General features: G+C 33.6%; 14 protein-coding genes and 2 tRNA genes. 12 read left to right on the forward strand and 4 right to left on the reverse strand.

Features of this window, described 5'->3' with window-relative positions; genetic code table 11:
- Positions 1-320 precede the first annotated feature (320 nt).
- Positions 321-608 (forward strand): transposase, encoded by a 288-nt coding sequence (locus tag AXG55_RS01845; protein ID WP_148696238.1) that lies wholly within the window; start codon positions 321-323, stop codon positions 606-608.
- A gap of 14 nt (positions 609-622) precedes the next feature.
- Positions 623-1459 carry an IS3 family transposase gene (locus AXG55_RS01850; RefSeq protein ID WP_148696237.1) on the forward strand — a complete coding sequence of 279 codons (837 nt, stop codon included), beginning with the start codon at positions 623-625 and terminating at the stop codon, positions 1457-1459.
- A 664-nt stretch (positions 1460-2123) separates the two neighbouring features.
- Here AXG55_RS01850 and AXG55_RS01855 read toward each other — a convergent pair.
- From AXG55_RS01855 to AXG55_RS01865, 3 genes are all read right to left on the reverse strand, one after another.
- Positions 2124-2891 (reverse strand): matrixin family metalloprotease, encoded by a 768-nt coding sequence (locus tag AXG55_RS01855; protein ID WP_148696450.1) that lies wholly within the window; start codon positions 2889-2891, stop codon positions 2124-2126.
- Between the two features lie 83 nt (positions 2892-2974).
- The gene (locus AXG55_RS01860; RefSeq protein ID WP_148696451.1) at positions 2975-3913 is read right to left on the reverse strand and encodes a hypothetical protein; all 939 of its coding nucleotides are present in this window, start codon (positions 3911-3913) and stop codon (positions 2975-2977) included.
- Complete coding sequence (locus AXG55_RS01865; protein WP_148696452.1) at positions 3894-4985, reverse strand: L,D-transpeptidase family protein; 1092 nt, start codon at positions 4983-4985, stop codon at positions 3894-3896. Before AXG55_RS01865 ends, AXG55_RS01860 begins: the two co-directional genes overlap by 20 nt.
- Before the next feature lie 162 nt (positions 4986-5147).
- Between AXG55_RS01865 and AXG55_RS01870 the strand changes: the two genes are divergently transcribed.
- From AXG55_RS01870 to murA, 6 genes are all read left to right on the forward strand, one after another.
- A complete protein-coding gene (locus tag AXG55_RS01870; RefSeq protein ID WP_148696453.1) occupies positions 5148-6170 on the forward strand; it encodes a hypothetical protein in 1023 nt (340 codons plus the stop codon).
- Positions 6146-6826: a hypothetical protein gene (locus AXG55_RS01875; protein ID WP_148696454.1), complete on the forward strand. Its 681-nt coding sequence runs from the start codon at positions 6146-6148 to the stop codon at positions 6824-6826. The genes AXG55_RS01870 and AXG55_RS01875 overlap by 25 nt, the downstream gene beginning before the upstream one ends.
- Positions 6827-6836: 10 nt before the next feature.
- Entirely contained in the window at positions 6837-7835 is a 999-nt protein-coding gene (locus tag AXG55_RS01880; RefSeq protein ID WP_148696455.1) for an amidohydrolase family protein, read from the forward strand.
- Between the two features lie 10 nt (positions 7836-7845).
- Positions 7846-7922: transfer RNA gene (locus tag AXG55_RS01885), tRNA-Val, on the forward strand.
- Positions 7923-7969: 47 nt separating this feature from the next.
- A tRNA-Val gene (locus AXG55_RS01890) sits at positions 7970-8046 on the forward strand.
- Positions 8047-8258: 212 nt separating this feature from the next.
- Positions 8259-9605 carry a UDP-N-acetylglucosamine 1-carboxyvinyltransferase gene (gene murA / locus AXG55_RS01895; RefSeq protein WP_148696456.1) on the forward strand — a complete coding sequence of 449 codons (1347 nt, stop codon included), beginning with the start codon at positions 8259-8261 and terminating at the stop codon, positions 9603-9605.
- Between the two features lie 7 nt (positions 9606-9612).
- On the opposite strand, the gene csrA is transcribed toward murA, so the two are convergent.
- Positions 9613-9915 (reverse strand): carbon storage regulator CsrA, encoded by a 303-nt coding sequence (csrA, locus tag AXG55_RS15010; protein WP_148696457.1) that lies wholly within the window; start codon positions 9913-9915, stop codon positions 9613-9615.
- Positions 9916-10189: 274 nt separating this feature from the next.
- On the opposite strand from csrA, the gene AXG55_RS01905 reads away from it, so the two are divergent.
- The 4 genes from AXG55_RS01905 to AXG55_RS01920 are packed head-to-tail and all read left to right on the forward strand — an operon-like array spanning position 10190 to position 14412.
- A complete protein-coding gene (locus AXG55_RS01905; RefSeq protein ID WP_233231304.1) occupies positions 10190-10999 on the forward strand; it encodes a tetratricopeptide repeat protein in 810 nt (269 codons plus the stop codon).
- Positions 11000-11031: 32 nt separating this feature from the next.
- A complete protein-coding gene (locus AXG55_RS01910; protein WP_148696459.1) occupies positions 11032-12492 on the forward strand; it encodes an outer membrane protein assembly factor BamB family protein in 1461 nt (486 codons plus the stop codon).
- 52 nt (positions 12493-12544) lie between these two features.
- Complete coding sequence (gene ybeY / locus AXG55_RS01915) at positions 12545-13111, forward strand: rRNA maturation RNase YbeY (protein WP_148696460.1); 567 nt, start codon at positions 12545-12547, stop codon at positions 13109-13111.
- Between the two features lie 11 nt (positions 13112-13122).
- On the forward strand, positions 13123-14412 hold the full coding sequence (locus AXG55_RS01920) for a hemolysin family protein (RefSeq protein WP_148696461.1): 1290 nt from the start codon (positions 13123-13125) through the stop codon (positions 14410-14412).
- Positions 14413-14675 lie beyond the last annotated feature (263 nt).

Genomic DNA, 14675 nt, shown 5'->3' on the forward strand with positions numbered 1-14675 from the left:
ACATCTACAAAACTATAACCAAGAACGAGTAGCTCTGCCAAGAACTTAGATCCCAGAATGCTCGCGATAAATCATGAGTACTTGATCTCATGTATTAAATAGACTAAATTTTTGTCTTCAAAAAAACTTGTCCAATTTATCAATTTTATTATTCATTTTCATTTAATTTGAGTCGGTAAAACGTATTATCGCGAACCGCTAAAGCTAGAATGTTGGGTTTCTGAGCATTTTGAAGAAGATTGATACTCCAATAGATAAAGTGATTCCTTTTAGTGGACAATATGCTATGAACTTAGGCGTTCATATAGAAGGGTTGTCCCATGGTAAAGAAGAAATCAGTTAAAAGTCAATATTCTCTTGAGTTTAAAAACCAAGTCCTTGAAGTCTTAGAAAATAGCCCTAAAAGCATGGCTCAGATAGCTAGGGAGTTTGAGGTTTCCTACCCCACTCTGAATAGCTGGAAGCGTTCTATTGGCGAAAAGGAAAATTCAAATATAAAGAAAAACTCTGACGAATTGAAAAAGCTAAAGCGAGAATACGAGCTTTTAAAAAAGGAAAATGAAATCCTAAAAAAGGCGGCAAGCTTCTTTGCAAAGCAACTCGATTAAAATACGAGTTTATATTGCTAGAGAAGCTTAATTATCCTATTCTTTTACTTTGCAAAGTAATGTGCGTTTCTAAAAGTGGATTTTATAAATGGCTTGAGTGTAAAGATAAAAATCATCAATTTGAGTTTAGCCTTGAAGAAGAAATAAAAAAAATACATACTTCTTCAAGGGGTACATATGGAAGACGGCGAATTTTATCAACACTTAAAAAGTCATTTATTAAAGTTGGAAAAAAACGAATATCCAAGATTATGAAGAAACTAAATCTGAATGGGGTCGGCAAACCTAAATTTAAAACAACAACAAAGGTTGATAGGCAAGCGATACATTTTCCGAATTTAATTTCAGGGGATTTTACTTCCTATAAGCCCAACGAACTTTGGACCAGCGATATTACTTATATTCCAACGAAAGAGGGCTGGGTTTATTTGTGCATAATATTGGATACTTTTTCAAGAGCAATAATTGGTTGGAGCATGCAAGATAATCTAAAAAGAGAAATTGTTTTGAATTCACTAAACATGGCATACAAAAAAAGATCTCATTTTCCAAATGGAATAATTTTTCATAGTGACAAAGGATCACAATATTCAAGTAAAGAAGTTAGAAAATATTTAAAATTAAATCATTTTCATCAAAGCATGAGCAATAGCTGCTATGAGAATTCTATTACAGAAACATTTTTTTCCACTCTAAAAAAAGAATTGGTACATCGATGCAATTTTCTTACTAGAAAAGAAGCAAAATCTTCGATTATAGAATATATTGAGGTGTTTTATAATCGAATTCGTGCGCACTCTGCCCTTGATTATCTTGCACCATTAGAGTATGAAAAAAATTATGAAATTTAACCGTCCACTTTTCGGGGATCACACCAAATTTCAATTTTCCGAAAAATATGATGAAAATTATCAATATATAAAAAAATACACTACGCTTGGTTATTAACGAAAATGAATTAAAGTAGTAGTAAAATTAATTATGGAAAATATATTAAAAATATGAATATAAATTTAATTTCTTACGAAAATAAAAATTTAAATCATGTCATTATAATTTCAATTATACTTCAATTTATTTTAACTTATTCTTACGAATTTTTTGGCTATATAGGACCATGGCTATCTCTATTAAGCTTGTTTTTAATTCTTAGGAAGAATAATTATCTAGAGATATTAGGTTTAAAATGGGAGTTTAATAGTTTTTATTTATTTTTGGTTTTATTCGAATTATTGGATATTTAATTTTTTCAAATATATCTTTTTCCTGGGGAATCCATTTAGGATGGAATTTAGTATTTTTGCCGACATATTTTATAAATCATAAGGGCACAGAAATATCAGAACCACAAAAATTTAACTTTATATTTTCTCATGAATATATTTTTATCTTTATATTTATTATTTTTTTAGTTAATTTAAATGGATATTATAAAATTTCAAAAGAAAGATGCCGATTGATTTTTGAAAGTCTTAAATTAAAATAATTATTTTCTTTCTAAAAAAATTTGTATTCCTAATTTACCATACAGCTCAAATTTGCAGATGCTCCGCCAGGATAAATTGCACGAATTCTCTGAATATCATTTGCAGAAAGGCAGCGTGCTGTTGTTGGAGAACTGAAACTGCTGGGACCTACGCCAATATAAGGGTACATGACGCTTTCTGACTCATTAATAGCATGCCCTAGTCCCAAAATATGACCTAACTCATGCAAGGCGATGCTCTCTAAATCCGCTATATACTGTGTATTTGTGTTAGAATCCGCGGTGGTATCTCCAAAAATATAAGAATCTCTGTTAAAACGAATATTAGCACCAAAAATAGTGTTATTTTGTGCTTGAAATATTGTCGTGGCAATCACATTAGTATCTTTTCCTGTATTATTGACCCAACCACCACGACCTCCAGACATTTGATCATAATAAAGAGCCTTATAAGCAACTTGAAAGGGAGCATATAAATTTGGAAAAGAATTTCCCGTATACGCATCAATATTTGTCCTTAAAACTAGAATATTTCTGCCAATGGCATTGTTCCATGTATTCACGGCATTTTGAATATAACCTAATAATTTTGCATTTTCATTTGTAATTTGTGTACTTATGTCAATTGTTATCGGATAACCATAGGAACCCCAACCTGAAGAATACATGATAACATCGTTTATATTGCCAATATTATCATCTTGTTGCACAATTCTATTTTGGAGACCGCACGAAATCAGCAAAAATAGAAAAACAATTAAAATAAATAGAAATGTAGATTTTGTCACAATTCTCATCAATAGGCCTCATTGCTATGCAATGTTTTCCTATCGACAGAATAGAGAAATACTAAGACGTGAAAATTTTGAACACAATTTATTTAAAAACTATTCAAGATAATTCCTTTATCATCACCATTAGAAAAAAAGATATTTACCTTTTTGATATTTAATGAAGATTTTCCCTTATTGATAATAAATTCAGTAGGTCTTAATCTACTAAATCGAACCTGCTCACCTTCTTTACATGACAAAGGAATATTTTGAGAGTTTAAAACAATTGTTTGAGGGATTTTATATATTATATTTTCACCTTTTTCATTTGTAGCAAATATAACTGCACAAACTTTTCCTGAAATAGAGTTTTTTTCAGAATTTGTATTTGATAATGAAAAGCTTATTTTAGTGGTGTCATTTTCTTGACTTATTTTTGGATTTTCAATTTTTATAGCACTGTTTTCAATAATACGAACGACAGGCTCAGTTTTAGAGTTTTCAGCATTAGGCACAGTCGGTTTTGCAGGTTCAACCTTAGCCACTTCATTTGGAATAGGAATTTTTTTTGTTTGATCCAGTTTTAAAATATCTTCTTTTGTAGACTTATTATTTAAATTAGATTTATCAGAATCTAATTTTACATTATCATCTTTTTCAAAATCAGTTCCTGTTTGCTGTAATTTATCAGATTCATTTTTCACAATTGAATTTTTATTCATTGCTTCCGGCTTAGAAACCTCTGACCTTGAAAATTCATTGTCTTTTCTTTTATCTTCTTTAAATATATAATTTTCAAAATAACTTTTTAAGAGTTCTTGTTTGAAACCAATAATATATTTTTCTTGATCCTGGCTTTTTTTAAAAACGGAAATACTATAAAAAATAGATACAATTGAAGAGACAACTAAAATAACCATGAATGAAAAAATAATTTTTACTAAAACCAAGTGAATTTTAAAATGATATGTTTTTTCATGATCAATAAAAAATATTAAATTAAATTTTCTTATATTTTTTTTTAAACTATTTGTTCCTGTATTCATCAGTATTTTGCCCTACTAAAGCGCTTAAAAGTTCTTTGTTCTTATCTTCTGGGATCCACTTTTCAGATATTATTTTATAATCATCATTTTCTTTTTTCAAATAAAGAAATTTTCTACCAAAATCTTCTTTTTCAGGAGAACGATATCTTTGTAAAAATGAAATGAAAATTTGATCTTCAAATGATAATATTTTGGGCTCACTTATTTCTATATTTATTTTTCCTTTACGAACAGAACTTAAACTGGATTTAATTTGTGACCATTGAATTTTATTTTTTCCTAATGTCCTAAAGGAATCAGAATAAAATTTTAAATAAGAATCTAATTCCGAATTTTCCCATGCCTTTTTCCATGAATCAAGCATAGAAGTGATTGCTATTTTTTGTTCTTCTAATTGTTTAGGAGAATCCCATACAGTCATTTCTTTCGTAATAATGACAGGAGTTTCAAAGGGAGAGATGTATTTTTCTAAATCAAGCCAGTCTTGATTTTTTAAGGCAACACATCCCTCGGTATCAAAGGGCTTATCAATTCTTGTGTCATCTTCAACACCATGAATCCAAATGCCATATCCCGTTTTACTGAGTCTTTGGTCAAAAATATTCGGATAGTCTAATGTCAGTGCCCCGGGGCCATATTTTGAGGGAAGCTTGTCTCCTTCAATTTTACCTGTAATAAAATAAATCCCTTCAGGAGTTTTTTTATCCCCTGAAGAGCGTTTATCTCCTTGTCTTTTTCCTGTGACGGCTTGATAAGTCTTTACAATTTCGTAGTCACCAAACTGATTTGTACGATAGACGCTCAGTTTATGTTGCAGTTTTTCTACAATCAGGGCATAGGCAGAAGGCTGGCGACCTAAGCTTATAAAAGAAGCAGGTATTTTATGAAATGCTTTTAAATTAGTATCAGAAGCTTGAATCTGTGTTAAATTAGGTAAAAGGGGAGTGGCATTTGCTGCTATTTGGTCATCTTCTAAAGGTTCTGCGCTTGCCAAACAAAGCGAAGAATAAAAAGTCATCTGAATAATTAGGGCTTTCAACATATTCCGAGTGGTTAGGCATCGCAAAATCATGTATTAAACTCCGCAGATTGCTCCTATTTAGAAAACTAAAAAGGCTATGATAAGTTTAAAGGGAATCATTTTGTAATTCTAGATCGTCAAAGTCTCGTCAGGGAGACTTATTTCAAGGATAGAGACTTATTTCGTTAAGTCTATTGGAGAGGAGCACTATTCGTGATGGAATCTAGAGAACAAATACTTAAAAGTATTGTTTATGAGATTAATGATTTTATAAAAAAAACAAGAAAAAATCAGCAAACAAACAGTTTTTTAAATTTAAATGATTTTTTAACAAATCTTCCATGCCCTCAAAGTAATTCAAAAAATAAAATCAATTGTGACGGTTTTTATCTTAAATTTGAACAGCAACAAGCCGCCCCAACTCAATACGATTGCAAATGCGCTTATCTCAAGAAATTGCTGCAAAATAATAAAATAACAGCTATTCCCTTTCATAAAATTGAACCCTATTGGCCTTTAAAAAAAGGGATGGTCGATACACCCATTTTAGCATGGCATGAGGTTTCCTCATCTGCAGAAAGCGTTCAATATGCGCTTGCCTTTATGATAAAATTTTTTTCAACAACAATTTATAGAAATAATTTTAATCTCATACCTAAAGAATTAGAATTTTCAGCCGAAGCTAAAAACTTAATTTATATCCATAATATTCTTTTTAATCCTAAATCTAGTTTCTTATTTTGGAGTGAAATAAAAAAATATTACCTTCATGACTTTCATAATGAAAATCATGAAAAAAAGTTGCGGGCTCATTTTTATAATAATTTACTTCCCAAAAAAACACTTATTGTGCTCTGTTTTGAAGAAACTTTTTTTCGACTGCGTTCGGGAACAAATTTTGAGCTTTACGCATTTGAGCAATTTATTAATGATCTCACAAATTCAGATAATAGTTTAATTGTTTTTTCAATGCAAAAATTACTCACTGAAAAAGACAAGCTAAATAATTATAAAACAGACTTTACTATAAGCTATAAAAAAAGCTTAGATGAGAAAAAAGTATCTCTTCAACATGCAATGGAACCGGATTATAAAATTTCAAAAGATGAAAGATTTATAGAGCCTAACCGTATTGGAGCTTTCGACAGATTAATAGAATTACTCGCAAAGGGACAAAATATCATATCATCCCTTGAAAAGGATTTTTTAGAATGGAAGACAAAAGCCGCGAATTAAGCGCAGATTATTATAAAAGAAAACATCATCTTTTAAAAAAAAGATTGTCATTATTTTTTATTTTAATTTCTTCTGTTACTTTTTTACTATTTTTAAGTATTTCCGAAGGATTTGCTTTAAAAGTTCTTTTATCGAAAAATTTTAGCTTAACTGAAATTAATTTTATTTTAATTATTATTGGTATATATTTATTAGCATATAATATTATTTTATCAAGAATAACTTTACATATTTGTTATCATTTTGAAAATAAAAAGCTCCCCTCGGTCATTATTATAGCAATTTTTATTATCACTTATTTTATGTTCTCAATTAATGCTTCAGAAGCAAAAAATATTATATCTCTTGGTATTAGTAAAATATGTATTATATCTCTCTACTTTAATTTTTGGAACTCACAATTAGTCGAAACAAGATTGCAAATGAGAACAAATATTATACCCTATATTTTCATTGTTTCTTGGCATGCTTTTTTTATATGCCGTTGGGTTCTTATTGCGTGTTGGTTACTCAGTAGTTTGGGTTTTGCCCTTGCCCTTGTGTCTTCGCATCCCATTATTAAATTAGAAGGTTGGGAAGGACTCATAATCATGTTTACTTTTTATTTATTGTTTAAATTATTTGTTAGAAATCCCAATGCTCATGCTAATTATTAGGTGATTTTTTATGCTCATTGATTTCCATGTTCATCTAGCTGGTTCGGGGTGCAACCAATCTGGCATCGTTTTAGGTTCTCGTTTTCAAAAAAGACCTACATTTTATTTTTTAAAAAAATCACAAAAAATCACTGCCGATCAAATGATAAATGATATCGATTTACTTTGGATAAAAAGAATTTCTAATTTAGTAAAAGAGTCAGGAACCATTAGCAAAGCTGTAACCTTATGCTTTGATGCCGTTTATGACGAAAAAGGAAAAATACAGCTCGATCTCATTCAACTGTACGTGCCCAATGAATGGGGCGCTGAAGCTGTTTCACAATTTCCAAGCACCCTACTCCATGGCGCCTCCATTCATCCCTATCGCCAAGATGCTCTTCAAGAACTTGAAAAAGCAGCAAAAAGGGGTGCATTTTTAATTAAATGGCTTCCTTCAGCCATGGGCATCGACCCTGAAAGCAATTTATGCTTGCCCTTTTTTGAAGCTTTAAAGCACTACAAAATTCCTCTTCTGAGCCATACCGATCGCGAGTACACATTTGCAGAACCCCGAAAAGACTGGTTAAAATTCAACCATATTCAGAAATTAAAAAAGGCTCTAGAGCTTGGCGTCGTCGTGATTGCAGCGCATGGAGGAACTCCGTCCCAAATGACTGAGGCTCATGAATTAGCAGGAAAATTCGAAAACTTTTTTTTGGACACATCCGGCTTATTTAACCCTTCTCGAGTACGCTCTTCACTGCAATTATTTAAAAACGCTCAGGAAAATATTTTATCCCACCGTTTGTTATTTGCTACAGATTGGCCTGTACCCGCATTCCCCCTCTTCTTAATTGATAAACTGGGTATTTCATCTTATAAATCTATATCAAATATAAAAAACCCTTTTATAAAAGACTTGAAAATAAAAGAACTTTTAGGCTTTACACAGGAGCATTTTAAAAAAAACCAAGAAAGCTTGTTGACAATGCTTGGTAGGTCGCATAGTGAAATAAACCTAACTTGATGTTACTTGCGGGTGCTTAGCTCAGTTGGTTAGAGCGTCGCCCTTACAAGGCGAGGGTCTGGGGTTCGAGTCCCTAAGCACCCACCATTTTTGGTTCTGCAAGGAAGTCAGTTTTTCGCAAAATGCGATTTTGCGGGTGCTTAGCTCAGTTGGTTAGAGCGTCGCCCTTACAAGGCGAGGGTCTGGGGTTCGAGTCCCTAAGCACCCACCATTTTTTCTTTTTATAAAAAACTCCCATTTTAATTAAAATTTAAATAATTTCTTCCTCAGCTACTTTCTGCTTTTTCGTTTCACGTTTATAAAAACCTAGGAAGGCTCTTCCTGACAGAGATATGTTCTATTTTTTTAGAAAAAAAGCGGCATACCGATGCATAGAGCAATAAATATTTATAAACTTAATGAGTTTGTAATCTAAGGAAAAATATGACGACTGAACAACTCTTAAAAATCAATGGCGGCCAAAAACTGTCTGGAGGCCGTGTTTCCATTGCAGGTAGCAGCAATCAAGTCACAAAATGCATCATTGCTTCACTTTTAACAAATGAACATGTTTTGATTAAAAACGCTCCCGCCGTAAATGAGCGCAAAATTGCGGAAGAATTATTTGCACACCTGGGCGGCGAAGTGGAATATGTAGACGAACACACCGTACGTCTCTGCGCCTATGGCCTTTCCAAAAATTCTATTTCACGAGAAATTTGTCAAAAAAATAGAATTTCAATTTTAGCTGTAGGAGCTTTGCTGCATCGTTTTGGTAGCGCTTATATTTATGGGGCCTTAGGTGGCGATAAAATAGGAAAACGCCCCGTTGATTTTCACATTAAAGGCCTTCAAGAAATGGGAGCCCATGTCGAACTTGATGGCGATCTTTATCATATTTCCGTTGATGAACATGGCCTACAAGGCGCTCATATTATCTTGCCTTTCCCCAGCGTCATGACCACAGAAAACTTAATTATTACGGCTACTCTTGCAAAAGGCAGAACCATTATTGAAAATGCTGCCATCGAACCTGAAATTACTGAACTGGTTAAAATGCTGCAAAAAATGGGGGCTGACATCACAATTAATGCAAATAGAACCTATGTAATACAAGGTGTTTCAAGATTAAAAGGATGTGAATTAAGAATTATGCCCGATCGCAATCAGGCTGTGAGTTTTGCCTGCGCCGCGTTAGCAACCGGTGGCAATGTTCTGTTGGAAAAAATTCCTCACGATCCTCTGTATAGTTTTTTAAATTATATTCAAAGAATGGGCGCTGAATTTCGTGTCAATTCAGAAGGAATTTATGTTTCCAGCCCAAAAGGAAAACGATTAAAAAATAGCCATATTGAAGTGGAAGTGCATCCTGGGTTTATGACCGATTGGCAACAGCCTTTTATGGTTCTTTTTACTCAAGCAGATGGCATTAGTATTTTGCACGAAACTATTTTTGAAGATCGTTTGAGTTACACCCGTTACCTTAACAGCATGGGTGCAAATATTAATTTATTTTCAACTTGTTTAGGTGAAGCTCCCTGCCGTTTTAAAAATAAAAATCACACTCACTCTGCCATTATCCATGGCCCCACTCCTTTAAAAGGTGGGAATTTTAGAATGCCCACAGATATCCGCGCCGGAATGTGTTTAGTTATTGCAGGTCTTGTAGCATCGGGCACAACGATGTTATCTAATATTCAAGAAATTCAAAGAAAATACGATAATATTGTTGAAAAATTAACTCAAATGGGAGGAGATGTCTCTATTGTACATGGGCAACTTCAAAAATAATAATTTTTTATTTTTTATCAGTAGATTTTCTAATTATTTTTATCCCTTTTTTCTCTTTTGCTGAATTATCTTCATTGCCATTTTTACCTTGCAAAAGTTCTTTTGCCACGGTGGAGGAGTCAACCGTACTTTGCGAAGCCGCATTGGTTTCCTGTTTGATTTTTTGATAAATTTCTTCGCGATGCACAACAGTAGAACGATCCGCTTCAATACCTAAGCGAACCTGCTTCCCTTTTATTGCCATAACGATAATTTTTATATTGTCGCCAATAGCAATGACATCACCGACTTTTCGTGTCAATACTAGCATGACACAGACCCTCCATGGCCAGCCAAGCTCTAACCAAGAGACTTGTTTGAATTTATAATATCATTATAGCTAATTCCTACCCCATGGTGTATGAAATGAAAAGCCTTGTGCTAAAGTTTTGTCACAAACAATGCAAAAATGAATTCCTATCCTCCCCTGTTTAAGGGAATTGCTTACAATTTTTATTATCTGTGATAGTAATTACGAAGCGAATGCCTGAAATCATTTTGTTATCAGGCTTTTTCATATTTTTGCTCGATACAGGAGTCCTAAAGTGATTCGTTTGTTACGAAATTCATCTCTCGATCAAGATGCATCTAAATCAACTCTTATCAATCCAAAAAGAAGTTCTGAAAATACATTATTTGAAGAAACTTCTTACCGCGCCATCCGAACTGCACAAAGAAGAAAATGGACTTTAATTTCTTTAATTGCTTCTGTTATTTTATTTGGAATTGGTATTTTAATATATAATCAATTTGTGACTTCTAAAAATCAAAGATTAGCAAAAGAATATTCAGCCATTGAAGAAATATACAATCAAGAAAATTTAGAATTTCAAAAAAAATATACGGAAGCTAAGGGAAATTTACCCGCAAATGTAAAAGCAGACAACGCAAAAAGCATGGAACAATTTGCACAATTTGCAAAAACTTACGCATCGGAACCTATGGGTTGGCTCGCTGGCATCAGAGCAGGAAACTATTATATAACTCATGATTTAAATTTGAAAGCAAAAGAAATTCTTGAGCCCATTGTCCAAACAGCAAGCAACCAACCACTCATTCAAGTTCGCGTAAGAACAGCACTTGCTGGAATTTATGCTGCAGAAAAAGACGATCAAAAAGCTCTTCTTGAATTAAAAATTGTAGAAGAAATTCCTCAAAATCCTTTTCCCGATCAAGCGCGCTTTTTACGAGCCCAAATATTATATTATTCTGGAAATAAAGCCGAAGCATTAAAGATATTAAATCAAATTATATCGAATCCCGATTCCTCTAATTCTGCAAATCCATTAAATCAAAATGCAGGCTCACAAATTAAACAACAAGCTAAAATATGGCTAAATTATTTAGAATCATAAATAATAAATAAAAGCATTAGGAAATTTTTTAAATGAATTTATCTAGATATTCTGTTTTCATGCTTTCTTTAGGGCTATCCTCTCCTGCTTTCTCGTTTGCTGAAATTCGTCTCGTCACCACAAAACCCGAAATCTTAGAAGTTTTGGGAGCGTATTCCCCTGGTCCTGCAGGTTCACAATCGACACGCCCCATAGTCGTCATGCCCTTTCAAAAAACTTTTTCAACCTTTGGGGGGCTTTTCTCCTATCATCCCTTTACCATTGAAAATCAAAAAGAAATTATAAAAAAAAGGATGGAAAATAAAATAAATTTAAATCCATCTTATATTGTCAACATGCCCCGCCCCGTATGCGGAGCTTCTCCTGAAACAAATACTTTAAATTGTTTTGATCTTAATAGAAATGGACAATATTTAAATAGTTATCCTATTCCTGGCTCTCTTTCTACAACCCCTATTTTTTCTGATAACTCTTGGCTCATCGGAACATCAAAAGGTTTTCTCATTCGCGCTGAAGCAAATATTGAAAATAAATTTTTACCTCAACTAGGCGAAAGCAATACCGCACTTTGGGGGGCAAATTCCCGAAAATATATGAAGTCATTCAGACCTAAGCCCATTTATACGGAACAAGGTAAAGCAAGCGGAACAACCTCTTCTACATCAGCTCATAACCTTCCTCTGCCGCAAGGAATAAAATGGGTATTTCCTTCTTCCTCTCAGTTTGTAGGAACTCCTATCGTACAAAATGGCTTTGCGTATTTATTTTCTGCTAATCAGTACATTCAAGCCATCAATTGGAGCACAGGAAAACTCGCTTGGACCGTGCGACTTGCCCCCGATGCCAATTTGCGCATGGGTTCCAATGCCCTTTTAGCAACAAGCTCAGAAGTAATTGCCGGAACAGAATTAGGCACTCTTCTTATTTTAAATCCGACGAACGGAAGTATCATGTGGACTTGGCAAGTTCCGAGCGCGACAGCGGCACAACGCGAGCAAACCCAACTGGCAGCGGGTCCCGATCGTTTTAGTTCCTTGGCAGCAAAACCACTTTTATACGAACGCAATATCATTGTTTCCAATGCCGAAAGTATAACACAAAATATTTCCCTCGATGCTAAGTCATCGCTGTGGAGTTACCCAATAGGAAGCGTTGCACAACCAAAAATATACAAAGAAAATGTATTGTTGGGATCAGCAACAGGAAAAATCGTAAGTTTAAATTTAGAATCAGGAAATGCCCAGTGGTCTTTAAACCTAACAGATGATTCTTCACCTATTATGAGTCTTTTCCTCACAAAATCAGGAGTTCTTTTAGCGGCGAGTTCAAGAGGACAAATTTACATGGTAAATCCCGAAACAGGAAAACTGTTAGCAAAAAATCTTCCAATCGGAGAAACAAATGGGGAGTTTTTTGCTGGATATGGCAATTCAGATGCCTGCATCAGTTTTTCTCAAAACGGTTTTCGCTGCTTTTATGCTAAGGTAAAATAATTGAGTTACCTAGTCCCTTTTATTTAAACGAATTATTATAGAACGTGAATTCATGAATAAAGTAAAGAAAATAAAATTCAAGCCCTCTGTTGTTTTTTCTACAAAAAAATACAACAGAATAAAAAAAACGAAAGATGGCAGTTACCTTATTAGCGATGAAAAAATAAACTGTTCTGTTTCCTTATTAAAACTAAAAAAAAGAATAACTTTTATTTTATCCCTAACTTGTGATTTCTCAACTGAAATGGGCATCCGGATTTGCGATGAAACAGAAATGCTGTCTACAAATTCGTACTTCAGAGGCAAAAATTATCCTACCGATGTGCTAAGTTTTCCCTGTACAGATGATTTAACTGACCAATCAGAGTATTCTTATTTAGGAGATATTCTTATATGCCTTCCTGTTTGCTTTAATCAAGCGATACAGTCGCGTGTCTCCATTTCCCAAGAATTAGAGCGCATGATCATTCATGGCATCGTTCACTTAAAGGGATTTGATCATGAGCGAAATCAAAGCGCATGGAAGGTCATGACAAATTTAGAAAATAGTTTGCAGAAAGAGCTTCATAATGAGCTCGGAAAACCGGATTGGTGCGATGTTTCTCTTTCTCGCAAATAAAAGGACAATTCATGGAAAGTTTGTTGGCTGGCATTGGTATCGTTATATTTAGCCTCTGCATCTCTGCTTTTTTTTCAATGACAGAAACTGCTGCCACAAGCATATCTAGTTTAAAAGCAAAACATTTAAGTGAATCTGGAAAGAAATCGGCGCAAGCATTAACTTTATGGTTAAACTCACCTCACAAAGTCCTTGCTTCACTTTTAATCGGTAATAATTTAGCAAATATTTTTGCTTCCATTTTTGTTGACGATATTATTCGCACACATTTTGGCAATACTAATATTGTTATGGTTACAGGTTTAATGACTATTTTAATTGTTTTATTTGCAGAAATTATTCCAAAAACTTTTGCTAAAACTCATGCCGTTAAAATCATCATACCGATATTAACAATTTATAAAATTTTTTATTATATATTACTACCCTTCACTTTAACTATGACTTTTATTAGCAATTATATCACTTCCTTTTTTTCTCGCAGCAATAAAAACGGCCAAGATCCTCAAATAACAGAAGAAGAACTTGAGTTTTTAATTAATGTCAGTGAAAAAGAAGGAGTCATTCCCGAACAAAAACACGATATGCTTTCTGGCATTTTTGAATTAGGAGATACCGTCGTACGGGAAGTCATGGTACACCGCATCGACCTCACAGCCGTTCCCCAATCCATGAAAATTGTCGACGCTATTGAAAAATTCAGAGAAACCGGGCTCTCGCGCATCCCTGTCTACGAAGACAAAATTGATAATATCACGGGAACTATCCACGCAAAAGACGCTCTGTTTTTTTTAAAGAAACATCACGGCGAACCTAGCTGTTACGAAGCTAATGTCTCTGAAATTCGCCGGGAAGTCATGTTCATTCCTGAAACCAAACCCGTCGATCACCTCTTCCAAGAAATGAAACGTCACAAACAACATATGGCCATTGTTTTAGATGAATATGGCGGCACAAGTGGCATTGTCACCATGGAAGATATTTTTGAAGAAATTGTGGGCGAAGTCCGAGATGAATTTGATAACGAAGAAGATGCTATCAGACCTACTCAAGTTGCCAATCAATATTTAGTGGAATGCAAAATTCACATTGACGACTTCTGCGACTTTTTCGATTTAAAAGTCGACGATATGATAAAAGGATTTATGCCCAATGAATTTGATACCCTCGCTGGTTTAATCCTTCATCATTTTGGCCAAATTCCTAAATCAGGCGATAAGTTAACAATTAATAACATCCTAATGGAAATTGTTGAAGTCAGTAAAAGAAGAGTGAGAAGAGTTGTTGTGCGGTTGATTTAAATTACGCATTCTTAATGCGCATCTTCGAAATCAAGCAAGATAACGCCTATTTTGTTTGAACGAATTTAAGAAAAAATTGCTTAATATTTACTTTTTTTTAGCCTTTTTTAATAGAAATATTTTCAGCTTCATCAAAAACGACAGGCTGCGCAAAAGCATTTAAGAAGCCTTCAAATATTTCCATTAAATTATCTTTTATTTTTTCAGAATTTGTTTCATTAATATAAATCATCGCATGATCCGAGCCACATAAATTGGACAAA

It is taken from the genome of Silvanigrella aquatica (assembly GCF_001907975.1).
Classification (GTDB): Bacteria; Bdellovibrionota_B; Oligoflexia; order Silvanigrellales; family Silvanigrellaceae; genus Silvanigrella; species Silvanigrella aquatica.

What these genes read in the sequence shown, in the direction of transcription:
- AXG55_RS01845 (WP_148696238.1), top strand. Translation starts at nt 321, where the DNA reads ATGGTAAAGAAGAAATCAGTTAAAAGTCAATATTCTCTTGAGTTTAAA.
- AXG55_RS01855 (WP_148696450.1), bottom strand. Translation starts at nt 2,891, where the DNA reads ATGAGAATTGTGACAAAATCTACATTTCTATTTATTTTAATTGTTTTT.
- AXG55_RS01860 (WP_148696451.1), bottom strand. Translation starts at nt 3,913, where the DNA reads ATGAATACAGGAACAAATAGTTTAAAAAAAAATATAAGAAAATTTAAT.
- AXG55_RS01865 (WP_148696452.1), bottom strand. Translation starts at nt 4,985, where the DNA reads ATGATTTTGCGATGCCTAACCACTCGGAATATGTTGAAAGCCCTAATT.
- AXG55_RS01875 (WP_148696454.1), top strand. Translation starts at nt 6,146, where the DNA reads ATGGAAGACAAAAGCCGCGAATTAAGCGCAGATTATTATAAAAGAAAA.
- AXG55_RS01880 (WP_148696455.1), top strand. Translation starts at nt 6,837, where the DNA reads ATGCTCATTGATTTCCATGTTCATCTAGCTGGTTCGGGGTGCAACCAA.
- murA (WP_148696456.1), top strand. Translation starts at nt 8,259, where the DNA reads ATGACGACTGAACAACTCTTAAAAATCAATGGCGGCCAAAAACTGTCT.
- csrA (WP_148696457.1), bottom strand. Translation starts at nt 9,915, where the DNA reads ATGCTAGTATTGACACGAAAAGTCGGTGATGTCATTGCTATTGGCGAC.
- AXG55_RS01910 (WP_148696459.1), top strand. Translation starts at nt 11,032, where the DNA reads ATGAATTTATCTAGATATTCTGTTTTCATGCTTTCTTTAGGGCTATCC.
- ybeY (WP_148696460.1), top strand. Translation starts at nt 12,545, where the DNA reads ATGAATAAAGTAAAGAAAATAAAATTCAAGCCCTCTGTTGTTTTTTCT.
- AXG55_RS01920 (WP_148696461.1), top strand. Translation starts at nt 13,123, where the DNA reads ATGGAAAGTTTGTTGGCTGGCATTGGTATCGTTATATTTAGCCTCTGC.